This is a genomic window from Allobosea sp. BK604, assembly GCF_004341515.1.
In the GTDB taxonomy this organism is placed as follows: Bacteria; Pseudomonadota; Alphaproteobacteria; order Rhizobiales; family Beijerinckiaceae; genus Allobosea.
Genome location: NZ_SLZF01000004.1, coordinates 103,711 through 126,575 on the forward strand (window position 1 = coordinate 103,711; position 22,865 = coordinate 126,575).

The 22,865-nt window shown below is 67.1% G+C and carries 21 protein-coding genes; 12 read left to right on the forward strand and 9 right to left on the reverse strand.

Going from position 1 to position 22,865, the window contains the following annotated elements:
- Window positions 1–3 precede the first annotated feature (3 nt).
- The 5 genes from EV560_RS13620 to EV560_RS13640 are packed head-to-tail and all read right to left on the reverse strand — an operon-like array spanning window position 4 to window position 4,994.
- The gene (locus EV560_RS13620) at window positions 4–1,647 is read right to left on the reverse strand and encodes a benzoate-CoA ligase family protein (RefSeq protein WP_131856328.1); all 1,644 of its coding nucleotides are present in this window, start codon (window positions 1,645–1,647) and stop codon (window positions 4–6) included.
- Window position 1,648: 1 nt separating this feature from the next.
- Window positions 1,649–2,863, reverse strand: a complete 1,215-nt coding sequence (locus tag EV560_RS13625) for an acyl-CoA dehydrogenase family protein (protein WP_131856329.1) — start codon at window positions 2,861–2,863, stop codon at window positions 1,649–1,651.
- A gap of 1 nt (window position 2,864) precedes the next feature.
- Entirely contained in the window at window positions 2,865–3,698 is an 834-nt protein-coding gene (locus tag EV560_RS13630; protein ID WP_131856330.1) for an enoyl-CoA hydratase family protein, read from the reverse strand.
- A complete protein-coding gene (locus EV560_RS13635) occupies window positions 3,695–4,237 on the reverse strand; it encodes a MarR family winged helix-turn-helix transcriptional regulator (protein WP_131856331.1) in 543 nt (180 codons plus the stop codon). The genes EV560_RS13630 and EV560_RS13635 overlap by 4 nt, the downstream gene beginning before the upstream one ends.
- Window position 4,238: 1 nt before the next feature.
- Window positions 4,239–4,994 carry an SDR family NAD(P)-dependent oxidoreductase gene (locus EV560_RS13640; protein WP_131856332.1) on the reverse strand — a complete coding sequence of 252 codons (756 nt, stop codon included), beginning with the start codon at window positions 4,992–4,994 and terminating at the stop codon, window positions 4,239–4,241.
- 243 nt (window positions 4,995–5,237) lie between these two features.
- On the opposite strand from EV560_RS13640, the gene EV560_RS13645 reads away from it, so the two are divergent.
- The 7 genes from EV560_RS13645 to EV560_RS13675 all read left to right on the forward strand — a co-directional run bounded on the left by EV560_RS13645 (window position 5,238) and on the right by EV560_RS13675 (window position 13,400).
- Window positions 5,238–7,562: a bifunctional salicylyl-CoA 5-hydroxylase/oxidoreductase gene (locus tag EV560_RS13645; RefSeq protein WP_131856333.1), complete on the forward strand. Its 2,325-nt coding sequence runs from the start codon at window positions 5,238–5,240 to the stop codon at window positions 7,560–7,562.
- A gap of 91 nt (window positions 7,563–7,653) precedes the next feature.
- A complete protein-coding gene (locus EV560_RS13650; protein ID WP_131856334.1) occupies window positions 7,654–7,995 on the forward strand; it encodes a hypothetical protein in 342 nt (113 codons plus the stop codon).
- Window positions 7,996–8,135: 140 nt separating this feature from the next.
- Window positions 8,136–9,083, forward strand: coding sequence for a ring-cleaving dioxygenase (locus EV560_RS13655; RefSeq protein WP_131856335.1), 948 nt, complete (start codon window positions 8,136–8,138; stop codon window positions 9,081–9,083).
- Between the two features lie 157 nt (window positions 9,084–9,240).
- Complete coding sequence (locus tag EV560_RS13660) at window positions 9,241–10,668, forward strand: phospholipase D-like domain-containing protein (protein WP_131856336.1); 1,428 nt, start codon at window positions 9,241–9,243, stop codon at window positions 10,666–10,668.
- A 20-nt stretch (window positions 10,669–10,688) separates the two neighbouring features.
- The gene (locus EV560_RS13665) at window positions 10,689–11,414 is read left to right on the forward strand and encodes an endonuclease/exonuclease/phosphatase family protein (RefSeq protein ID WP_131856337.1); all 726 of its coding nucleotides are present in this window, start codon (window positions 10,689–10,691) and stop codon (window positions 11,412–11,414) included.
- 637 nt (window positions 11,415–12,051) lie between these two features.
- Window positions 12,052–13,092, forward strand: a complete 1,041-nt coding sequence (locus tag EV560_RS13670; protein ID WP_348982217.1) for a DUF2778 domain-containing protein — start codon at window positions 12,052–12,054, stop codon at window positions 13,090–13,092.
- Window positions 13,093–13,136: 44 nt separating this feature from the next.
- On the forward strand, window positions 13,137–13,400 hold the full coding sequence (locus EV560_RS13675; protein WP_131856339.1) for a hypothetical protein: 264 nt from the start codon (window positions 13,137–13,139) through the stop codon (window positions 13,398–13,400).
- Window positions 13,401–13,680: 280 nt separating this feature from the next.
- Here EV560_RS13675 and topA read toward each other — a convergent pair whose 3' ends face one another.
- Entirely contained in the window at window positions 13,681–16,335 is a 2,655-nt protein-coding gene (gene topA / locus EV560_RS13680; RefSeq protein ID WP_131856340.1) for a type I DNA topoisomerase, read from the reverse strand.
- A gap of 228 nt (window positions 16,336–16,563) precedes the next feature.
- Between topA and EV560_RS13685 the strand changes: the two genes are divergently transcribed.
- The 5 genes from EV560_RS13685 to dprA are packed head-to-tail and all read left to right on the forward strand — an operon-like array spanning window position 16,564 to window position 20,960.
- Window positions 16,564–17,508 carry an aspartate carbamoyltransferase catalytic subunit gene (locus EV560_RS13685; protein ID WP_131856341.1) on the forward strand — a complete coding sequence of 315 codons (945 nt, stop codon included), beginning with the start codon at window positions 16,564–16,566 and terminating at the stop codon, window positions 17,506–17,508.
- 5 nt (window positions 17,509–17,513) lie between these two features.
- On the forward strand, window positions 17,514–17,762 hold the full coding sequence (locus EV560_RS13690) for a hypothetical protein (RefSeq protein ID WP_131856342.1): 249 nt from the start codon (window positions 17,514–17,516) through the stop codon (window positions 17,760–17,762).
- Between the two features lies 1 nt (window position 17,763).
- Window positions 17,764–19,056 carry a dihydroorotase gene (gene pyrC / locus EV560_RS13695; protein ID WP_131856343.1) on the forward strand — a complete coding sequence of 431 codons (1,293 nt, stop codon included), beginning with the start codon at window positions 17,764–17,766 and terminating at the stop codon, window positions 19,054–19,056.
- A 53-nt stretch (window positions 19,057–19,109) separates the two neighbouring features.
- Window positions 19,110–19,733 (forward strand): glycerol-3-phosphate 1-O-acyltransferase PlsY, encoded by a 624-nt coding sequence (plsY, locus tag EV560_RS13700; RefSeq protein WP_131856344.1) that lies wholly within the window; start codon window positions 19,110–19,112, stop codon window positions 19,731–19,733.
- A gap of 6 nt (window positions 19,734–19,739) precedes the next feature.
- Window positions 19,740–20,960 carry a DNA-processing protein DprA gene (dprA, locus tag EV560_RS13705; RefSeq protein WP_131856345.1) on the forward strand — a complete coding sequence of 407 codons (1,221 nt, stop codon included), beginning with the start codon at window positions 19,740–19,742 and terminating at the stop codon, window positions 20,958–20,960.
- A gap of 112 nt (window positions 20,961–21,072) precedes the next feature.
- On the opposite strand, the gene EV560_RS13710 is transcribed toward dprA, so the two are convergent.
- The 3 genes from EV560_RS13710 to EV560_RS13720 all read right to left on the reverse strand — a co-directional run bounded on the left by EV560_RS13710 (window position 21,073) and on the right by EV560_RS13720 (window position 22,773).
- The gene (locus EV560_RS13710; RefSeq protein ID WP_131856346.1) at window positions 21,073–21,336 is read right to left on the reverse strand and encodes a hypothetical protein; all 264 of its coding nucleotides are present in this window, start codon (window positions 21,334–21,336) and stop codon (window positions 21,073–21,075) included.
- Window positions 21,337–21,401: 65 nt separating this feature from the next.
- A complete protein-coding gene (locus EV560_RS13715; RefSeq protein ID WP_131856347.1) occupies window positions 21,402–21,695 on the reverse strand; it encodes a hypothetical protein in 294 nt (97 codons plus the stop codon).
- A gap of 154 nt (window positions 21,696–21,849) precedes the next feature.
- Window positions 21,850–22,773, reverse strand: coding sequence for an AEC family transporter (locus EV560_RS13720; protein WP_207908025.1), 924 nt, complete (start codon window positions 22,771–22,773; stop codon window positions 21,850–21,852).
- Window positions 22,774–22,865: the final 92 nt, after the last annotated feature.

Sequence of the window (22,865 nt, forward strand, 5' to 3'; positions counted from 1 at the left end):
GGTTCAGGATTCGCCGCGTGCCATCTGGCGCAGGGCGAAACGTTGGAGCTTGCCGGTCGGGGTCTTGGGCAGGGCCGCGACGAATTCGATGGCGCGCGGATATTTATAGGGCGCGATCGCCGCCTTGACATGCTCCTGCAACGCCTTGACCAGCGCGTCATCGCCTCGCCGGCGCTCGCGCAGCACGACATAGGCCTTCACGATCTGGCCGCGATCTGGGCAGGGTGCGCCGACCACCCCGCATTCGGCCACGGCCTCATGCGTCAGAAGGCAGGCTTCCACCTCCGGCCCGGCGATATTGTAGCCGGCCGAGATGATCATGTCGTCGGAGCGGGCCTGGTACCAGAAATAGCCGTCGGCATCGCGCAGATAGGTGTCACCGGTGATGTTCCAGCCGTTCTGGACGTAGTTCGCCTGGCGCGCATCGGCGAGATAGCGGCAGCCGGTCGGGCCGCGCACGGCGAGGCGCCCGGCCGTGCCGTCCGGCACCTCCTCACCCTCGGTGTCGACGATCCTGGCCTCGTAACCGGGCACCGGCACGCCGGTCGAGCCCGGGCGGATTGCCTCGCGCGGCGCGCCGATGAAGATGTGCAGCATCTCGGTGGCGCCGATCCCGTCCATCAGCGGCAGGCCGGTCGCCGCCTGCCAGGCATCGAACGTCGCTTTCGGCAAGGTCTCGCCGGCCGAGACGCAAATGCGGAGAGAGGAGATGTCACGACCTTCCAGCCTCTCCAGCATGGCGCGATAGGCGGTCGGCGCGGTGAAGCAGACGCTGGCCTTGTGGCGCTCGATCGCCGTGACGAGATCCGGCGGCGCGACCTTGTCGGGCAGCAGCATCGCCGCGCCGATCCGCATCGGGAACAGCACCATGCCGCCGAGCCCGAAGGTGAAGGCGAGCGGCGGCGAGCCGATGAAGCGGTCATCGGGCGCGGCCTTCAGCACGCGCGCGCCATAGCAGTCGCAGATCGCCAGCAGGTCCTGATGGAAATGCATCGTGCCCTTGGGCTCGCCGGTCGTGCCCGAGGTGAAGCCGATCAGGCAGACATCGTCGCGGGCCGTGTCGGCGGCCTCGAAATGCTCGTAGCCGTCCTGCGCGACCAGTGCTTCGAGATCCGCCTGCGTGCCACCGCCCCAGCTGACGATGCGCTGGAGCTCCGGCGCCAGCTTCTGCGCCGCTTTGAGGTCGTCGACAAGGCGGTGGTCGCAGAGCGCCAGCGCGATCTGCGCCTTGCGGATCGGATAGGCGAGCTCGCCCGCCCGCAGCATCGGCATGGTCGCGACCACGACGCCACCCGCCTTGATCGCCGCGAGATAGGCAGCGACCATCATCGGCGTATTGGCGGCGCGCAGCAGCACGCGATTGCCCGGCACGAGCCCGAGATCGCGCACCAGCACATTGGCGATGCGGTTCACCTGCTCGGCGAGCTCGGCATAGCTCCAGCTCGCATGGTCGGAGACGATCGCGGTGCGCTCACCGCGCCCTTCCGCGACATGGCGATCGAGCAGTTCTGTGACGGCGTTCAGCCGGTCAGGATAATCCAGTCCGGCTTCGGCCAGGCGCAACTGCGGCCAGGTTTCGCGCGGCGGCAGGTTGTCCCGCGCAAAGCTGTCCGAGTGTCCCGACCGCACGAAATTGGCGGTGTCCATCTCATTCCCCTGGCTTTTTGCCTTGTGTCTTCAACAGGTCGCGCGCGATCACGACCTTTTGCACCTCGCTGGCGCCCTCGTAGATGCGCAGCGCCCTGATCTCCCGATAGAGCTCCTCGACCTTCACGCCCCTGGTCACGCCGAGCCCGCCATGGATCTGCACGGCGCGGTCGATGACGCGCTGCGCATTCTCGGTGGCGACGAGCTTGGCGAGCGCCGCCTCGCGGGTGACGCGGGCCGCGCCGCGATCCTTGGTCCAGGCGGCGCGGTAGACGAGGAGGGCGGCGGCATCGACCTCGGCCGCGCTTTCGGCGATGGCGGCCTGCGAGAGTTGCAGGTCACCGAGCGTGCCGCCGAACAGTTTTCGGCCATTGGCCTGGACGAGCGTCTCGTGCAGCGCGCGCCTGGCGAAGCCGAGCGCCGCAGCGCCGACCGTCGAGCGGAATATGTCGAGCGTCGCCATTGCCACCTTGAAGCCGTCGCCGGGACCGCCGATGCGGTTCTCGGCCGGGATGCGGCAGGCGTCGAAGCGCAAGGTCGCGAGCGGGTGCGGCGCGATCACGTCGATGCGCTCGGTCACGCTCAGGCCCGGCGTGTCGGCCTCGACGAGGTAGGCGGAAAGGCCGCGCGCGCCTGGCGCCTCGCCGCTGCGGGCGAAGACGACGTAATGGTCGGCGATGCCGCCATTCGAGATCCAGGTCTTCTCGCCGTCGATGCGCACATGCGTATTGCCGTCCGGCGTCGCGGTGGTCGCCATCGCGGCGACGTCCGAGCCTGCCTCCTTCTCCGACAGCGCGAAGGCGGCGATACGCCTGCCGTCGCGCACGCCGGGCAGGATGCGCTGCTTCATCGCCTCCGGGCCGGCGATGCTGATCGAGCCGGTGCCGAGTCCCTGCATGGCGAAGGCGAAATCGGCGAGTCCGTCGCGGGCAGCCAGCGTCTCGCGAGCGAGGCAGAGCGTGCGGACGTCGAGGGCCTCGGAAAGCCCGCCATGGGCGGCAGGCACCACCGCCTTGAGGAAGCCGGCTTCGCCGAGTGCCTTCACCCGTGCGCGGCAGGCTTCGTCGACATCGTCATGCGGCAGGTCGGGCAGGGTGGCATCGGCCCAATCGGCGAGTTGCCTGGCGAAGGCGCGCTGGCGATCCTCGAAGAACGGCCAGTCTAGCGTGTCGCCGAGGATGCCGAGGCCGAGAGGGGCGACGCCGGGCGCTGCCATCTCAGTTGCCCTCGAAGACCGGCTTCTGCTTGGCGGCAAAGGCGTGATAGGCGCGGGCAAAATCCTCGGTCTGCATGCACAGCGCCTGCGCCACCGCCTCGGCCTCGATCGCCGATTCGACCGACATCGCCCATTCCATTTCGAGCATGCGCTTGGTCATGGCGTTGGCGAAGGTCGGTCCATCCGCCAGCTCGGCGGCGAGCGCCTGCGCCTCCGACAGCGCGGCCTCCTTGGCGACGAGCCGGTTGAGAAAACCCCAGCGCTCGGCTTCCTCGCCCCTGAGCACGCGGCCGGTATAGAGCAACTCTGCGGCCCGGCCCTGGCCGATGATCCGCGGCAGCATCGCGCAGGCGCCCATGTCGCAGCCGGCCAGGCCGACACGGTTGAACAGGAAGGCGATCTTGGTCTCGGCCGTGCCGAGCCGGATATCCGAGGCCATCGCCATGATCGCGCCGGCGCCGGCGCAGACCCCGTCGATCGCGGCGACGATTGGCTGCGGGCAGGCCCGCATCGCCTTGACCAGCTCGCCGGTCATCCGGGTGAACTTCAACAGGTCCTTGGTTTCCATCGCGACCAGCGGCCCGATGATCTCGAACACGTCGCCGCCCGAGGAGAAATTGCCACCGGCGCCGGTGACGACGATCGCCTTGACCTGTTCCTCCTTTTGCGCGGCGAGGAAGAAATCGGTCAGCTCGCGATAGCTCTCGAAGGTGAGCGGGTTCTTCTTCTCCGGCCGGTTCAGCGTCACGGTCGCGAGCTTGCCGGTGACCGAAAGCTGGAAATGCCCCGGCGTGAAATCGGCGAGCGGCAGGATCGTGGCGTTGGCGGCGCTCATGCGCTGTCTCCCTCGCCATTCGCCTCATCGGCGCGGCGCTTGATGGCCTGGTGCAGCGAGGCCTTGGTCTGGCCGAGTAGGCGGAACAGCTGGGCGAGCTCGGGCTGGTCGAGCCCGGCGAAAAGCTCGGCGATCCAGCCCTCGTGCCGTTCGGCCATGGCCTTGAAGCTCCTGCGGCCGAGCGGGGTCAGGGTCAGCACCTGAACGCGCCGGTCCTGCGCCGCCGGGCGCTTGTCGACGAGCCCATCCGCCAGCAGCCCGGCGACGACGGCGGTGACATTGCCGTTCGAGACCATCAGCCGCTGCGAGACCTCGCCGACCGTCATGCCCGCCGTCGATTTTTCGAGCTGCGCCATCAGGTCGAAGCGCGGCAGCGTCGTCTTGAACTCCTCGCGCAGGCGGTTGCGAATCTCGGTCTCGATCAGGGTCGAGCAGGTCAGCAGCCGCAGCCAGAGCCGCAGTTCGTCCTTGTGGTCGCCGGGGCGCTCATTGGCCTTGGTCTCGCGGTCGAGCACGAAGCCGGGGGCGGGCGTTTCCATCTTAGAACTCCCCGCCATTGATCAGCAGCGATTGGCCGGTGACCGAGGCGCTCGCGGAGCCGCAAAGATAGAGCACGGCGGCGGCGACCTCGGTCGGCTGGATCAGCCGCCCCTGCGGATTGTCCTTGACCAGCTCGGCCAAAGCCTGCTCGGCAGACTTCCCGGTCTTGGCCGTGATCGCGGCGACGCCGCCCGCCACCATGTCGGTATCGGTATAGCCGGGGCAGACGGCATTCACGGTCACGCCGCTGCGCGCCGTCTCGAGCGCGAGCGAGCGGACGAGTCCGATCACGGCATGCTTGGCGGCGACATAGGCGGACACATAGGGATAGCCGCGATGGCCGGCGGTCGAGGCGATCGCGATCAGCCTGCCGGTCTTGCGCTCGATCATGCCCGGCAGGGCAGCGTGGAAGACATTGACCGTGCCGATCAGGTTGAGCTCGAGCATGCGCCGGAAGCGCTCGCTATCGCTCTTCAGGAACGGCCCTGTCTCGACCGCGCCGGCATTGGCGACGACGATGTCGAAGGGAAGCGGCTCGGCGAGTCTGGTCATGGCAGCGGCGATGGCGGCCTCGTCACGAACATCGGCCCGGGCACAGGCATCGGCGGTGCCGCCGGCGACAGCCGCTTGCAGGACAGCCTCGTCCCGGCCGATGATCGAAACCTGAGCGCCGGCCGCCTTCAGCGTCGCGGCGATGGCGCGGCCGATGCCGCGTCCGCCACCCGTCACCAGCGCATGCCGTCCCGCCAGATCCATGCCGCCGCTCCTCCTGAGGAGAATATATTTTAGGTCTAAAGGAATTTGCAAGCTGGTTGTCATGGCGCCGCTGCGGTGCGATTTCGCCACGCCGAGGCAGGCTATCGGCTTTTCCTGCGGTGGCAGCCGGATGGCACAGCTGAGCCGGAGCGATCGCGTCGGCAACCCTCTTGAGCAAAAATTATTTCAGACCTAAAATAATTTTGGATCGAGATGGGCAGATCGGGGGCAGGGAGGTCGCGCATGCGTATCGCGGTGGTCGGCGGCGGGCCTGCGGGGCTCTATTTCGCGCTCCTGATGAAGCGCGACTGGCCGGAGCTCGACGTCACGGTGTTCGAGCGCAACCAGCCCGACGACACGTTCGGCTTCGGCGTCGTCTTCTCCGACCAGACGCTCGACACCTTCAAGGCGGCGGACGAGGTGAGCTATCGCGCCATCGTCGATAATTTCGCCTACTGGGACGATATCGAGATCCACTTCAAGGACGCGACCTTCCGCGTTCCCGGCAACGGCTTCTGCGGCTGCTCGCGCCGTTCGCTGCTGATGCTGGTGCAGGAGCGCTGCCGCCAGCTCGGCGTCGCCCTCAAATTCGGCGAGGAGGCCGGCGATATCGAGCTGCTGAAGCGCGAATTCGATCTCGTCGTCGCCGCCGACGGCATCAACAGCCGCATCCGCGAAGGCTGGCGCGAGCGCTTCAAGCCGCAGACCGATCTCCGGCCCAACAAGTTCACCTGGATGGGCTCGACCCGCCCCTTCGACGCTTTCAGCTTCTTCTTCAAGGAGACCGAGCACGGGCTCTTCATCGCCCATTGCTACCAGTACGAGATCGGCCGCTCGACCTGGGTGCTGGAGACCGATCCCGAGACCTTCGCCCGGGCCGGGCTGGACGATATGGACGAGGCCGGCTCGGCCCTCTTCCTCGAGGGCGTCTTCGCCGAAGAGCTCCAGGGCCACAGGCTTATCACCAACCGCTCGCTCTGGCGCAATTTCCCGATGATCCGCTGCGAGCGCTGGGTCTCCGAGAATGTCGTGCTGATCGGCGACGCCAAGGCGACGGCGCATTTCTCGATCGGCTCCGGCACCAAGCTGGCGATGGAGGATGCGATCGCGCTGCACCGCGCCTTCGGCGCGGCCAGGCTCGATGTTGCCGACGCGCTGGCGCTCTACGAGCGCACCCGCCGCGTGGAGGTCGAGAAGACCCAGCATGCCGCGGATGTCTCGCTGGTCTGGTTCGAGCAGCTGCGCCGCTTCTGGGATTTCGATCCGCTGCGCTTCGCCTTCGGGCTGATGACCCGCTCCAAGGCGATCACCTATGACAACCTCGCGCTGCGTGCCCCGGAATTCGTCGCGGCTGTCGACGAGCTGGTGGCGGAGGAGGTCGGGCCGGACGCTCGCCGCAAGCGCGACGGCACGCCGGTGCCCCCAGCCTTCCAGCCGTTCAGGCTGCGCGAAATGGAGATCGGCAACCGGATGGTGCTCTCGCCGATGTGCCAGTATTCGGCGCAGGAGGGCATGCCGACCGACTGGCACCTGATGCATTACGGCTCGCGTGCCGTGGGCGGGCCGGGGCTGATCGTCTCCGAGATGGTCTGCGTCGCCGCGGATGCCCGGATCACGCCGGGTTGCGCCGGCCTCTATAGCGACGAGCAGGAAGCCGCCTGGACCCGCATCGTCGCATTCGTCCATGCCAATTCCTCGGCCAAATTCTGCCTCCAGCTCGGCCATGCCGGACGCAAGGGCGCAACCAAGCTGATGTGGGAGGGCATGGACCGGCCGCTTCCCGGCGGCGCCTGGCCGATCATCTCGGCCTCGCCTTTGCCCTACTACCCGGAGAGCCAGGTCCCGCGCGAAATGACCCGCGCCGATATGGACCGGGTCCGCGACGAGTTCGTCGCGGCAGCCGAGCGCGGCGAACGCGCCGGCTTCGACATGCTGGAGCTGCATTGCGCCCATGGCTACCTGCTGGCGAGCTTCCTCTCGCCGCTGACCAACCAGCGCAGCGACGAGTATGGCGGCTCCATCGAGAACCGGCTGCGCTACCCGCTCGAAATCTTCCGCGCCCTGCGCGCGCTCTGGCCGCATGACAAGCCGATCTCGGTGCGCGTCTCGGCGACGGACTGGAAGGAAGGCGGGCTCTCGGCCGAGGATTCCGTCGCCATCGCCGCTGCCTTCGCCGAGGAGGGCTGTGATCTCGTCGACGTCTCCACCGGCCAGACCGTCAACGACAGCCGGCCGATCTATGGCCGGATGTTCCAGACGCCGTTTTCCGACCGCATCCGCAACGAGGCGCGGATCGCCACAATGTGCGTGGGGAACATCACGACGGCCGATCAGGTCAACACCATCGTCGCCTCCGGCCGGGCCGATCTCGTCGCGCTCGGCCGGCCGCATCTTGCCGATCCATCCTTCGTGCTGCGCGCGGCGGCCTGGTACGGCGTCGATATCCCGCAGCCGGTGCAATACCTCGCCGGCAAGGACCAGCTGATGCGCAACACGCCGCGCGAACGCGAGGAACTGATCGAGCTCAAGCTCAAGGCCCGGCCGAGCGCGCACGCGCAAGGGCACTGAAGAGCCGGGGGAACATCCCGCGCGGCCACCCGTTGCCCGATGAATGGTTCATCGCGCCGGCTTAAATGCCGGCAAGGCAAGGGGTTTTTCGATGCTTCGCTCCGCTTCCCTGTTGGCGACGGCCGTAGTCGCCATGCTGGCCCTCCCAGGGCCGGCTTTCACCCAGGCGCCACAGACGCCGGCGCAACCGCCGCCAGCCGCCGCGCCGGATGGCAATTCCGGCCTCGGTCCGCAGACCACGCATCCATCGCAGGTCGACAAGGGCCAGAACATGATCCTGCCCTCCGCCGGGAGCGCCGGCCGCTCCGCCGCGCCGACCATGGTCTATGACTGCAAGGAGCGGCCGCACGAATGCACCACGCCGGTGACGCCGGCCGACAAGGCGACGGCGCCGGCGCAGTCCACTCCGCCCGCAACCGCACCCAAGCCCTGAGTATATATCGCTGGCGGCCTGTTCATTGCATTCACGCAATGGAGCCTTTGGCGGAGCCGATCTATCATGCCGTGGCGAACCCGCTATCTCACAGGCAGAGCGCAGGCCGCATCGGCCTGCCATAGATCATGAGGCCAGCGATGAAGCTCACCGGCATCCACCACGTCACCGCGATCTCGGCCAATGCGCCGCTGAACCGCCGCTTCTACGTCGAGACACTCGGCATGCGCCTCGTCAAGAAGACGGTGAACCAGGACGACACCTCCGCCTATCACCTGTTCTATGCCGATGGCGCCGGCTCGCCCGGCAGCGACCTGACCTTTTTCGATTGGCCGGCGGCCCCGGCCAGGCGCGGCACGCATGCGATCGTGCGCACCTCGCTGCGCGTCGCCAACGAGGCCTCGCTGCAATGGTGGCGTGAGCGGCTGACGGCGGCCGGTGTCACAGTTTCCGACATCCGCAGCATCAACGGCCGCGCCTCCATCGATTTCGAGGATCCGGAAGGCCAGCGCCTGACGCTGATCGCCGATGGCGGCGACATCCCCTTCGTCGTCTGGGAGAAGAGCCCGGTCCCGGCCGAGCATCAGATCCGCGGCCTCGGGCCCGTCACGATCTCCGTGCCGCGTCTGGAGCCGACCGAGACCGTGCTGACCAAGCTGCTCGGCCTGGAGCGGGCCGCGAACTATCAGCATGCGGACCATGCCGGCGGCGACATCCATGTCTTCAATATCGGCGCGGGCGGCCCGGCGGCGGAGCTGCATGTCGCTGTCGAGCCCGACCTGCCACAGGCGCGGGAAGGGGCGGGCGGCGTGCACCATCTCGCGCTGCGCACGCCGACCTTTGCCGATTACGACGAATGGGCGGAGCGCCTGCGCGCCGTTGGCTACCCCAATAGCGGCCCGGTCGACCGTTTCTATTTCCGCTCGCTCTATTTGCGCGAGCCGAATGGCGTGCTGATCGAGATCGCCACCGACGAGCCGGGATTCTCCGCCGATGAGCCGGCCGAGACCATGGGCGAAAAGCTCGCACTGCCGCCTTTCCTGGAGCCGAAGCGGGCCCAGATCGAGGCGGGCCTGAAGCCGCTGTAGCGCACGTCCTTCTCCCCTCGGGGGAGAAGGTGCCTGTGAAGCAGGCGGATGAGGGAAGGGCCGCTCTCCAGCGGCCCTTTTTCTTAGCTGAGCTACCCACAAGGCGAGAAGGATCGAGCTTACGGCCAGGCGGATTTCGTAGTACGCCATCAAGGACATGGACGCCGCCGCGCTCGCCTCGCCCCTGCTCGACCATGGAGCGTTGCTCCTCACGCTCGCGCATTTCGCGAGCGCCTTCGCCGTCACCCTCCACGCCCTGTTCGGCAAGCGCGAGGTCGCGGCCGCGATCGGCTGGATCGGCCTCGCCTGGCTTTCACCCTTTTTCGGTCCGTTCCTTTATCTCTGCCTCGGCATCAACCGGGTGAAGCGCCGGGCGCAGCGCCTGCGCGGCCCCGAGGGCAGCACGCTCCAGGGCGCGGCGCGCAAGGGCAGGGCGGGCAAGAGCGACCACAGCCTGCAGAACGCCGTCGGCAAGATCACCGGCATCGACTGCCTGCCCGGGCGTGTCACCGACGTCCTGCATTGCGGCGATGAAACCTATCCGCGCATGCTCGAGGCCATTGCCGGCGCACAGAAGAGCATCATCCTCGCGACCTTCATCTTCCGCGCCGACGCCGCCGGGGAGCGCTTCATCGCGGCGCTCGCCGAGGCGCATCGCCGTGGCGTCGCCGTGCGTGTCCTGATCGACGGCTTCGGCGGCGGCTTCCTGCGCTCTCACGCCTATCACCGGCTGCGGGAGGAGGGCGTGCCGGTCGCCCGCTACCTGCATTCGCTGCTGCCCTGGAAGATGCCGCTGCTCGATCTCAGGCTGCACAAGAAGATCATCGTCGTCGACGGCGCGGTCGCCTTCATCGGCGGGGTCAATATCGGGGCCGAGAACCTGCTCGCCACCAAGCCGCCGGAGCCGGTCTGCGACGTGCATTTCCGCATCGAGGGGCCGGTCGTCGGGCAGATCGCCGCGAGTTTCCAGGACGACTGGTCCTTCACCACCGGCGAGAGCCTGGACGGGCCGGAATGGCTCGCCGAAGACCATGACGTGAGCGGCGCGCCGGCACGCGTCGTCGCTTCCGGCCCGGACCAGAGCGTCGACCCCCTCGTGCTCGTCCTGCTGGCGGCGATCAGCTCTGCCAAGCGCACGATCAAGGTCGCGACGCCCTATTTCCTGCCGGACGAGCAGATCCTCACGGCACTGCAGCTCGCGGCGCTGCGCGGCGTCGGCGTCGATATCGTCATGCCCTCCGTCAACAATCATCGCCTGGTTGGCTGGGCCGTTTATGCCCATGTCCGGCCGCTGCTCAAGATGGGCTGCCGGCTCTGGCGCTCGCCGCCGCCCTTCGATCATTCCAAGCTCATGGTCGTCGACGATGAATGGTGTCTCGTCGGCAGCGCCAACTGGGATGCGCGCAGCCTGCGTCTGAACTTTGAGTTAACAGTCGAGTTTCATGATAGTGATTTGGCAAGGCGCCTCGGTGCCATTATCGAGGGCAAGCTGACCGATCCCATCACCGTGGCCGAAATCGACGGCCGGTGGGGCATCGTGAAGATTCGCGATGCCGCCGCGCGGCTGCTGATGCCTTATCTGTAGAACGCTAAGCCGAGGTTTTGGTGAAGGTCGCTTCCTACAACATCCACAAGTGCCGCGGCACCGACCGCTTGGTGCGCCCGGACCGAATCATCGGCGTTCTCGGCGAGATCGGCGCTGATCTCGTTGCGCTGCAGGAGGTCGATCGCCGCTTCGGCCAGCGCATCGGCCTGCTCGATCCCCTGACCCTGCAGAAGGAAACCGGCCTGCACCTCTTGGTGCAATCGGACCATGTCGACGGCCATGGCTGGCACGGCAACGCACTGCTGGTGCGCGGCGAGCCTGTCTTCTATCGCCGCTTCCGTCTGACCTTGCCGGGGCTCGAGCCGCGCGGCGCCGTGGTTGCTGAGCTCGATCTGGGCGAGGGCAAGTTCCGCGTCATCGCGGCCCATCTCGGCCTGCTCAGACGCTCGCGCGTGGACCAGGCCAATGCGCTGCTGAACGCCTTTCTCGAGCTCGTACCGATGCCGACCATCCTGCTCGGTGATTTCAACGAGTGGCGCCGCAGCCGCAAATCCTCGCTCAATGTGCTCGAGCCCTATTTCGGCGGCTCGCAGCCGCTGCCGAGCTTCCCCGCTCAGAGGCCGATGCTTTCGCTCGACCGGATCCTCGGCTGGCCTCAGGGGCTGATCAGTGAGCTCGCCGTTCACGACACGCCGCTTTCGCGCAAGGCCTCGGACCATCTGCCGCTCAAGGGCCGGGTGGATCTCGAGGCGGTCAGCGCCTCCTTCCGCAAGGCTGCGGCCTGAGGCCACGCCCCCTGCCACGCTCGCGCCTCCTATCGGCCGCAATCCCGCCCGAAGCAGCGGCTTGAAGACGCCCGTCCAGAGCATTTTCGAGCGAAGTGGGCACCGGTTCGCGTGAAGAAAATGCGATAAATCAGAAGCTTAGAGTATTTTGCGCTTCGAAGGAGCGCGGAAATACTCTAGCGCATCGGCCCGAACGTGGATTGCGGTTGTCGGAGCATGCCGAATGCGAAACCAGGAAGCTGGATCATCGGAAACGTATCCGATGATCGAGCGTTGGCGGGTCGGTATCGTTGCAACTAAGCACACTCAAAAAAGATCGTCTTGGTTCACGCGTGATTAACCAAACGCGCGCCTTATGAGCTGAACGACGTTTGGGGCTTCCCTCTTCTGATCATTGGACCGGCAGGACGGTCCGCTCGCGGCTCGCGATGGCGAGCGCGCGCGGGACATCTGCGTGCCGGCGCCTGTCGGGAGCGGGGAAGAGTATCCGAGTATCCCGAGAGTGCGGCGTATGAGAGAATCGACCTATAGGCTACGTGGCGCTTCGCGCTCTCGCGCTCGCCGGCATAGAACCCGCTTCCCCCGGATCGTCTTTCTTATCGTCGCCTTCGGCGTCGCCGCCATCGTCGGCATAACCGTGCGCGACAATGACAGGGCTCCGCGTGAATCCGTCCTGCGCGAGCTCACGCCTGTGCTGGCCGCGCCGGCCAAGGTTGCCGCCGCCGATCCCTACGACCCGATGATCGATCCGGGCTTCTCGCTCGGTCATTCGCCGCGTTCGCTCGGCGAGAGCGAGCCGCTCGGCGCCGGGTTCCAGCTGGCGGCCCCGGCCCCTGAGGCTCCGGCGGCCGACCAGCAGGCCGCTGCGGAGGATGAGCCCGACAGCGCCCCGGCGCTGCCGTTGCCGCCGCTGCCGCCCGCGCCGCCTGCCGCCAGGCTGGCGCAGCAGAACGCGCCGCTGCCGGTGCCGCGCCCCTCCGATCTCAAAGCGCCGCAGGCTGATCTCAAAGTGCCGCAGGCCGATAAGGCGCCACAGGCCGATATCAAGGCCTCGCCCGCTCCGGAGGCGCCGCGCCTCGCCGAGCGGCAGCCGTCGCGCCGTGAGCGGCTGGCCGCCGCGGCCAAGGCGACTGCGCCGGCCCCCGAGGACAACCGCAACTTCTTCGAAAAGATCTTCGGCATGCAGCGCTCGTCGGGCCCGGCGCTCGCCTATGCCGCGCCTGAGGACGATGTCATCGACCGCTCGCGCGGTCGTAGGCTGAGCCCGACCCTGCCGAGCTCCGCAGCCCCGGTCACCTCGGCCCAGACCGCGATCTACGACATCTCGGCGAAGACGGTCTACATGCCGAATGGCGAGCGGCTCGAGGCCCATTCGGGCCTGGGCGATAAGATGGATGACGTGCGCTTCGCCCATGTCCGCATGCAGGGCGTGACGCCGCCGCATGTCTACGATCTCACCGAGCGCGAGGCCTTGTTCCACGGCGTGCGTGCGCTGCGGCTCAACCCTGTCGGCGGCAGCGGCAAGATCTTCGGCCGCGCCGGCCTGCTCGCCCATACCTACCTGCTCGGGCCACGCGGCGACTCGAATGGCTGCGTCTCGTTCAAGGATTATGAGCGCTTCCTGCAGGCCTATCTGCGCGGCGAGGTGAAGCGGCTGGTCGTCGTCGCCAGCATGTAAACCGGAGGTGCCAGGGTCCGCGGGCCGCAACCTGGAGGGACCCGATGCGCATTGCGAGATATTCCGGCGCGGGCGCCCTCGCTGCCGTCCTGTTGCTCGCGCTCGGCGCATCCGCGCTCGCGGAGGTCCGCTTCGGCAACAATGTCCGCGTCGGCGGGCATGATTTCTCGAACCGGACCTATGACCGCAGGAATCGCGCGGTGATCCATCTCTATGACCGCACGCCGCGCAATCCCGGCTGCGTCTGGCGTGCCGACGGGCGCGGCGGCCGCGTGCAGGTCTGCCACCTGCGCCGCAAGCCGCGCTAGCGCATTTTCGAGCGAAGTGGATACCGGTTCGCGTGAAGAAAATGCGTCAAAACAAATGGATAGAGCATTTTCGTGATTCGAAGAAACGCGGAAATGCTCTAGCGCATCGGCCCGAAAGGTGGATTGCGGTTTTCGGGAAAGCCGATGCGAAAGCAAGGAGCCGGATTCGATCGGGTTGAATCAATCCGATCAAATCCGGCTCTAAACCATTGATAGAAGGCGCGGATCCGATCTGACCGCCTCGCGATCAGATCGGCGCGTACGCTGGCGCAGGCGCCGCTCAGTCCTTCGCCGCCGTCTTGGCCTTTGCCGGTGCCTTCTTGGCGGCGGCCTTGGGCGCAGCCTTCTTCGCCGGCGCTTTCGTGGCCTTCGCCTTGCCGCCCTTCGCGCCACCTTTGGCGCCGCCATTGGCTGCGGCCTTGGCATTGACCAGCTCGACCGCCTGTTCGAGCGTCAGCGTCTCCTGGGCCACGGCCTTCGGAAGGGTGGCGTTGACCTTGCCCCAGTTCACATAGGGCCCGTATTTCCCGGCGCGCACCACGAGCTTGCCGCCGTCCGGATGTTCGCCGAGCTCGCGCCCGGGGACCGCGGCAGCGCCGCGCCCGAAGCGCCCGCCCGCGCCGCTCTCCTTGGCGACGATCAGGTCGATGGCGCGATTGCCGCCGAGCTGGAGGACATCGTCATCCTTGTCGATATTGGCGTAGGTCTTGCCGTGCTGGACGTAAGGTCCGTAGCGGCCGATGCCGACCAGGATCGGCTCGCCGCTTTCGGGATGTTTCGCCACCTCCTTCGGCAACGCCAGCAAGGCCAGCGCCTTGTCGAGATCGACCGACGCCGCGCTCATGCCCTTGGGCAGGCTCTGGCGCTTCGGCTTCTCGCCCTCGCCGAGCTGGACATAAGGCCCGAAGCGGCCGTCGCGCAGCGTGACCTCGAGCTCGGTGACCGGATCCTTGCCGAGGATGCGCACGCCCGGCGTGCCCTGGCCGCCATCCTGCGTCGCCTCGCCTTCGGCGGCGGGGATGGAGAGGGGGCGCGTATAGCGGCATTCCGGATAGTTGGAGCAGCCGACGAAGGCGCCGAACTTGCCGAGCTTGAGCGAAAGCTGGCCGGTGCCGCAGGTCGGGCAGATGCGCGGATCGCTGCCATCGCCCTTGGCCGGGAAGATGTGCTCGCCCAGGATCTCGTTCAGCGCGTCCAGGACCTCGGCGACGCGCAGCTCCTTGGTGCCGGCGATCGCCTTGGTGAACTCTTCCCAGAACTCGCGCAGCAGCGCCTTGTAGTCGATCTCGGCATTGGAGACGCGGTCGAGCTTCTCCTCCAGGCTCGCCGTGAAGTCATATTCGACATAGCGCTTGAAGAAGCTCTCGAGGAAAGCCGTGACCAGCATGCCCTTGTCCTCGGGCATCAGGCGCTTCTTCTCGATGCGCACATATTCGCGGTCGCGCAGCGTCGCCAGCGTCGCGGCATAGGTCGATGGCCGGCCGATGCCGAGCTCCTCCATGCGCTTGACCAGGCTCGCCTCGGAATAGCGCGGCGGCGGCTCGGTGAAATGCTGGTCGGCGGCGATGGCGCGCTTCTCCAGCGGGTCGCCGGCCTTCATCGGTGGCAGCTTCCTGCTGTCCTCGTCCTCCTCGTCGTCGCGGCTCTCCTGATAAAGCGTCAGGAAGCCGTCGAAGAGCACGACCTGGCCGGAGGCGCGCAGCTCGAGATTGCGGGCGCCGACCTTCGCCGCGACGTCGACGGTGGTGCGTTCGAGCTCGGCCGATTCCATCTGGCTCGCGATCGTGCGCTTCCAGATCAGCTCGTAGAGCTTGGCCTGTTCGGGCTCGAGATGGCGCGCGACCATGGCCGGCAGCCGGCCGAGATCGGTCGGGCGGATCGCCTCATGCGCCTCCTGGGCGTTCTTGGCCTTGACCGTGTATTTGCGCGGCACGTTCGGCACGTAGTTCTCGCCGAACTCCTTGCCGATGACGCGGCGGGCGGCGGCGATGGCGCTGCCATCCATGTCGACGCCGTCGGTCCGCATATAGGTGATCAGGCCGACGGTCTCGCCGCCGATATCGACGCCCTCATAGAGCCGCTGCGCCACCTGCATGGTGCGGGCCGGCGCCATGCCGAGCTTGCGCGAGGCCTCCTGCTGCAGGGTCGAGGTCTGGAAGGGCGGGTAGGGGTGGCGCTTGACCGGCTTCGCCTCGACCTCGGCCACATTGAACAGCGCGCTCTCGAGCGCCTGCTTGAAGGCCTCGGCCTCGGCGCCCGTGCCGATATCGAGCCGGGTGATCTTCTTGCCGTCGGCGCCGACGAGGCGCGCATCGAAGGTCGCGCCGGTCTTGGTCGCCAGCGTCGCCACCAGCGACCAGTATTCCCGGGCCCGGAAGGCCTCGATCTCGCGCTCGCGGTCGCAGACCAGCCTGAGCGCGACCGATTGCACACGTCCGGCCGAGCGGGCACCGGGCAGCTTGCGCCAGAGCACCGGCGAGAGCGTGAAGCCGACGAGATAATCGAGTGCGCGCCGCGCCAGATAGGCGTCGACCAGCGCCTGGTCGACCTGACGCGGATTGGCCAGCGCCTTCTGCACGGCGTCCTTGGTCACGGCGTTGAAGGTGACGCGCTCGACCGGGATGCCCTTCAGCGCCCGCTTCTCGTTCAGCGCCTCCAGCACATGCCAGGAGATCGCCTCGCCCTCGCGATCAGGGTCGGTGGCGAGGATCAGCTTCTCGGCGCCCTTGACCGCCTTGACGATCTCCGAGACCTGCTTGGCGCCGCGGCCCTCGATCTCCCAGAGCATCTTGAAGTCATGCTCTGGATCGACCGAGCCGTCTTTCGCCGGCAAGTCGCGAATATGCCCGAACGAGGCGATGACCTCGTAATCGGAGCCCAGATATTTATTGATCGTCTTGGCCTTGGCCGGCGACTCGACGACGAGGAGCTTCATGGCGATTTCAGTCTCATAGGCGTTCGGCGAAGCAAGCACGGCTTGTGCCTGTTCCGCGGGGCGCCGGAATACCGTTTCGGAATTGCGCGCGAAAGTGGGTCAGCACGCCGGCCCTGTCAAATGGGGATTGCGGCATGAATGCAACAGTGGCTTGACGATCAGCACTGTCGAAAGCCGCGGCAAGTGCCTTGCGCCCGACACGACTCAACCCTAAACAGCGATCTTCAAATGACATCGCCAGCCCCGATCTATCCGCACCGCCACCTCCTCGGTATCGAGGGTTTGTCGCATTTGGATATCGAAGCGCTGCTTGACCGCGCCGAGGACTATGTCGCGCTCTCGCGGCAGGTCGAGAAGAAAACGGCGACGCTGCGCGGCCGCACCCAGATCAACCTGTTCTTCGAGCCGTCGACCCGGACGCAGGCCTCGTTCGAGCTCGCCGGAAAGCGCCTTGGCGCCGACGTCATGAACATGTCGGTCGCCTCTTCCTCGGTGAAGAAGGGCGAGACGCTGATCGACACCGCCGCGACGCTGAACGCGATGCGGCCGGACATCCTCGTCGTGCGCCATCATGCCGCCGGTGCCGTGAACCTGCTCGCCCGCAAGGTCGACTGCTCGGTGGTGAATGCCGGCGACGGCGCCCATGAGCATCCGACCCAGGCGCTGCTCGATGCGCTCACCATCCGCCGCAACAAGGGCCGGATCGCCGGCCTCACTGTCGCCATCTGCGGCGATATCCTGCATTCGCGGGTGGCACGCTCCAACATCATCCTGCTCAACGCGCTCGGCGCGAAAGTCAGGCTGATCGCGCCCTCGACCTTGTTGCCCGCGGGCATCGAACGCATGGGCCTTTCCGTCTTCACCGACATGAAGAAGGGCCTGGAAGGCGCTGATATCGTGATGATGCTCAGGCTCCAGCTCGAACGCATGCACGGCGCGTTCGTGCCCTCCTCGAAGGAATATTTCCGCTATTACGGGCTCGATCGCGAGAAGCTCGCCTTCGCCCAGCCCGATGCGCTGGTCATGCATCCCGGCCCGATGAATCGCGGCGTCGAGATCTCCTCCGAAGTCGCAGACGGCGCGCAGTCGCTGATCCGCGAGCAGGTCGAGATGGGTGTCGCCGTGCGCATGGCGGTCCTGGATGCGCTCGCGCAGCACCTGCCGAATGGCTGAGCCCGATGGAGCTCTTCCTAGCCTGGCTGTTGCGACAGATGCGCCGTGCGCGCGTCGTCTTCATCGGACTTTATCTGGTCAGCGCGGCAGGCTTCCTCCTGGCCGATCCGCGCTCCGGCTGGACATGGTTCATCGTCATTGCCGGGGCGCTGCTCTGCCTGCTCTTCTGGGGGCTGGTCGCGTTCTGGACGATGGTCTTCACCGATAAGCACAACCCTGCCTCCGACGACGGGACCCGCCGCGAAAATGCCTGAGATGCGCGAGCTTGCGATCGTCAACGCCCTGCTGGTCGATCCGGCTTCGGGCCGGCAGCAGCATGGTTCGCTGCTGCTGCGCGGCGGCGCCATCGCCGATATCGCCTGGGGCGGCGCACCGGCGACGGGCGAGGGCGTGAAGCGGCTCGATGCCAGCGGGCTCGTCGTCGCGCCCGGCCTCGTCGACCTGCGCGCCTATCTCGGCGAGCCCGGCGCCGAATTCCGCGAGACGCTCGGCACCGGCTCGCATGCCGCTGCCGCCGGCGGCGTCACCACCATCGTCTGCCGGCCCGATACCGACCCGCCGATCGACGATCCCGCCATCATCGATTTCATCAAGCGCCGCGCCCGCGACAAGGCGATTGTCAATGTCCTGCCGGCCGCCGCGCTGACCAAGGGCATTGCGGGCCGGGAGATCACCGAGTTCGGCCTGCTGCTCGAAGCCGGCGCCGTCGCCTTCACCGATGGCGCCAAGGCGGTGAAGAACCCGCAGGTCATGCGCCGTGCCATGACCTATGCGCGCGATTTCGACGCGCTGCTGATGAACCATGTCGAGGATCCGGACCTGCTCGGCGCCGGCGTGATGAACGAAGGCGAATTCGCCAGCCGCAAGGGCCTGCCGGGCATTCCGGTCGAGGCCGAGACGGTCATGCTCGAACGCGATATCCGCCTCGCCCGGGCGACCGGGGCGCGCTACCACGCCGCGATGATCTCCTGCGCCGAATCGGTCGAACTCGTGCGCCGGGCCAAGGCGGAAGGCGTCCGCATCACCTGCGGCGTCTCGATCAACAACCTGACGCTGAACGAGAACGATGTCGGCGACTACCGCACCTTCTGCAAGGTCTCGCCGCCGCTGCGCCATGAGGACGAGCGCCTCGCCATGGTCGAGGCCCTGGCCGAGGGCGTGATCGACGTCATCGTCTCCGACCACGACCCGCAGGATGTCGAGACCAAGCGCCAGCCCTTCAGCGAGGCGGCCAATGGCGCGCTCGGCATCGAGACCATGCTCTCGGCGTCGCTGCGGCTGGTCCATGCCGGGCAGATCGAGCTGCCGGCCCTGCTCGGCGCGCTCTCGTCACGCCCGGCCGAATTGCTCGGCCTGCGCTGCGGCAGGCTGGCGGCGGGAGCGCCTGCCGACCTGATGCTGCTCGATCCCGACGCGCCCTATGTCGTGGACAAGCGCAAGCTCAAGTCGCGCGCCAAGAACTCGCCCTTCGACGAGGCGCGGCTGCAGGGGTTGGTGCAGACGACTTTGGTTGCCGGAGCAGTGGTCTACGAGGCCGAGCCGGTCTAGTTTGATTGGTGGCCGCTCGAGTTTGGGCGGTGGCGGGGGGAGCTGGGAGCGGCATGCCGGATGGATTGAACCTGGGCCTGTCCTGGCCCGTGCTGCTGGGCGCGCTCGTCATCGGCTATCTGCTCGGCTCGATCGCGTTCGGCATGGTCCTGACGCGGCTCAGCGGCGGGCCGGATCTGCGCAGCATCGGCTCGGGCAATATTGGCGCGACCAACGTCCTGCGTACCGGCAACAAGAAGCTCGCGGCGGCGACGCTCGCCGGCGACATGCTCAAGGGCACGGCGGCGGTCCTTCTTGCCACCTATCTCTTCGGCTCGCGCGAGGCCGGGTTGGTGGCGGGGCTCGGCGCCTTTCTCGGCCATCTCTTCCCGGTCTGGCTGAATTTCAAGGGCGGCAAGGGCGTCGCCACCTATCTCGGTATCCTGATCGGCGTGAAATTCTCGATCGCGCTGGTTTTCGCGGCGATCTGGCTGAGCATCGCCTATCTCACGCGTTATTCCTCGGTCTCGGCGCTGATCGCGAGCCTGCTGACGCCGCTGCTCCTCTGGTTCTGGGCCGGGCTGCCCCAGGCGGCCGTGCTGATGGGCGTGCTCAGCCTGCTGCTCTGGTTCATGCATCGCGAGAACATCGCCCGGCTGCTGTCCGGCAGCGAGGGCAAGATCGGCCAGAAGGGCTGACGCGGCATGGCCGCCGTCGTGCTCACCGAGCGCCAGCGCCTCGATTGGCTCCGCCTGATCCGCAGCGAGAGCATCGGCCCGCGCAGCTTCCGCGCCCTGTCCACCCGTTTCGGCAGCGTCTCGGCGGCGCTGGAGGCCTTGCCCGAGCTCGCACGCAGCGCCGGCCGCAGCATCCGCATCTGCAGCATGGCCGAGGCCGAACGCGAATTCGAAGCCCTGCGCCGGCTGCGCGGCCGCTTCATCGCGCTGGGCGAGCCGCACTATCCGGTGCCGCTGCAGGCGATCGATTCCGCCCCGCCGCTCATCTCCGTGCTCGGCGAGCCGGCGGCGCTGCTGCGCCCCTGCGTCGCACTGGTCGGCTCGCGCAACGCCTCGGTCGCCGGGCTGAAATTCACCGCGAAACTGGCGCAGGAGCTCGGCGATGCCGGCTTCGTCATCGTCTCCGGCCTGGCGCGCGGGATCGATACGGCCGCCCATAGCGCCAGCCTGGCGACGGGAACCGTCGCGGTGCTGGCCGGCGGGCTCGACGAGGTCTACCCGCCGCAGAATCTCGGACTGTTCGAGCGCCTGCAGGGCAACGGCGCCGCAATCAGCGAGATGCCTTTGGGCTGGGCGCCGCGCGGCCGCGATTTTCCGCGCCGCAACCGGCTGGTCTCGGGGCTGGCGCTCGGCACGGTCGTGGTCGAGGCCGCGCATAAATCGGGCTCGCTCATTACCGCCCGCTTCGCCAATGAGCAGGGCCGCCAGGTCTTCGCGGTGCCCGGCTCGCCGCTCGATCCGCGCGCCGAAGGCGGCAACCACCTCATCCGCGAAGGGGCGACGCTGTGCTCCGAGGCCTCGCATGTCATCGAGGCGCTTACGCCCCTGCTGCGTCCGGACGCAGCATTTCCGCACGCCACGACCTGGATCCGGGAGGAGGGGCGCGCCGGCGAGGCCGAGCCGCTCTGGGACGAGCTCGACCTGCCCGAGGTCGCCCCGGCGCCGCAGACCGCCACGCTCTCGGCTGCGGATTGGGGCGAGCCGGCTGAAGCGTTGGCGCCGCAGGATGGCGGCGATCTTCTGCGCGTCAGCTTGCTCGGCCTGCTTGGTCCGGCCCCGGTATCGGTCGATGATCTCGTTCGCGCCAGCGGCCGCCCGGCCAGGGATGTCAGCCGGGCGTTGCTCGAGCTCGAACTCGACGGCACGGTCCTGCGCCATCCCGGCGGCACGCTCAGCCGCGCCATCTGAGTGCGCCAGCCTGGAGCATTTTCGAGCGAAGTGGACACCGATTCGCGTGAAGAAAATGCGTCAAAACAAAGGGATAGAGAATTTTCGCGATTCGGAGAAACGCGGAGATGCTCTATCTGTCGCGCCAGCGCTGTGCCTGCGTGCTGGCTTCCTGCCGGGCCATGTCGAGGAAATAGAACAGGTGCTGCAGTTCGGCCGCGCGTGCCATCACGCCCATCTCGGCGAGCAATTGCTCGATATAGCGCGCAGCCTCGAAGCGAAGCCAGCGCTGCTGGTCCTGCGGACAATCGAGCGGATCGTTGGCAGGTAGTTGCGGTCTGATGAAAGCCCCGGCTTCGCCGGAGCGAACGGCCTCGTTCGTGCTCTCGGGCTGCATGGCATGTCTCTCGCGTGTGCACGGAGAAATCTACAACCTTTGATTTAATGAATCGTGATCGGCTCTTAGTCGAGATCGGTCTTGCTTTTCCGGTTCTCGACCTGGGTCGAGGCTTCGAGCCGCGCCATGTCGATGAAATAGGCCAGTCCCTCCAGCTCGGCCCCCTGGGCCATCGCACGCAGCTCGATGCACATGCTCTGGATATACTCGGCCACCTTGAGCTGGTGCTGATCCTGCTCGTCCGAGGTCATCGCGGCGAAGGACAGATCGGAGCGCAGCATCTCCGCCTTGGCTTCCCTGGCTTCGGCATCATTGACGTTTGCTGCTTTTCCGGCCGGCTTCTCGTCTCGCGAATTCATGGCGACATGCCTTTCGCAGGCGCCGGAACGGGTCCGCGCGCGACTGTCTCATTTCCAGACAATTGCCAACAAACTGCCGTCCACGCAATCTCTGCGTGCATGATATTCCAGCTGCAACTGAATTATCCGGGGAGCAAGTTACCCGAGGAGCAGATTACCCGAGGAGAATGATTGCGAGCGGCAGGGTGGCGAGCGCGAACAGGGTCTGCATCGTCGTGATCTCGGCCATCAGAGGCGCGTCGCCGCCCATGTCGCGCGCCAGGAAATAGGCTGCCGTGGCCGTTGGCACGGAGGCTGCGATCACGGTGATCGTCAGTGCCGTGCCGGTGACGCCGAATTGCCGCGCCAGCGCCCAGGCGAGCAACGGCATGACCACGAGCTTCAGCAGGATGGCGAGCACATGCGCGAAGCGCGGCTGCCTGAGCCTGTGGATGTCGAGCCCGGCGCCGACGACGAGCAGCCCGACGCCAAGCGAGGCGCGGCCGAGAATATCGACATAGGTGGTGAAGGCGACCGGCAGCAGCCACTGCACCTGGTTGAGCGCGAGGCCGACCGCGGAGGACCAGATGAAGGGGTTGATCGCGATCGAACGCACCGTCTCGCCGGTGCTCATCGGCTTGCCGCCGGCATAGCGCGCCAGCACCATGACGCAGAGGACATTGAGCAGCGGAATCATCGAAGCGACGGCGATGGCCATCAGCGTCGCGCCCTCGCGCCCATGCAGCCCGGCCGCGAGCGCCAGGGCGACGAAGGTGTTCCACCGCACCGAGCCTTGCAGGATCGAGGTGAAGGCCGGCCCCTTGATGCCGCCGCGCTCGAGCAGCGGCCGTGTCGCCATCAGGCCGCCTGCGACGAGCAGGATGGCGCAGACCAGGGCAAGCCCCATCGCCAGCACCGGCAACTGCCTGAGATCCGCGACGGCGAGCGTGTAGATCACCACGGCTGGGAACAGCACCTGGTAGGTCAGGCGCTCGACCCCTGCCCAATGCGCGGCCGAGACGAAGCCGCGTTCCTTCAGCGCCCAGCCGGTTGCGAGCACGAGGAAGATGGCGATCAGGCTGTTCAGGATCGGCGTCATGCTGGAACCAGGCTGCACGGAAGGCCCTGCCGACAAGCGGAAGCGGAACAATCCGGCAAGGGGAGGGTTGCTGAAGGTGGAGTCGTCATCGG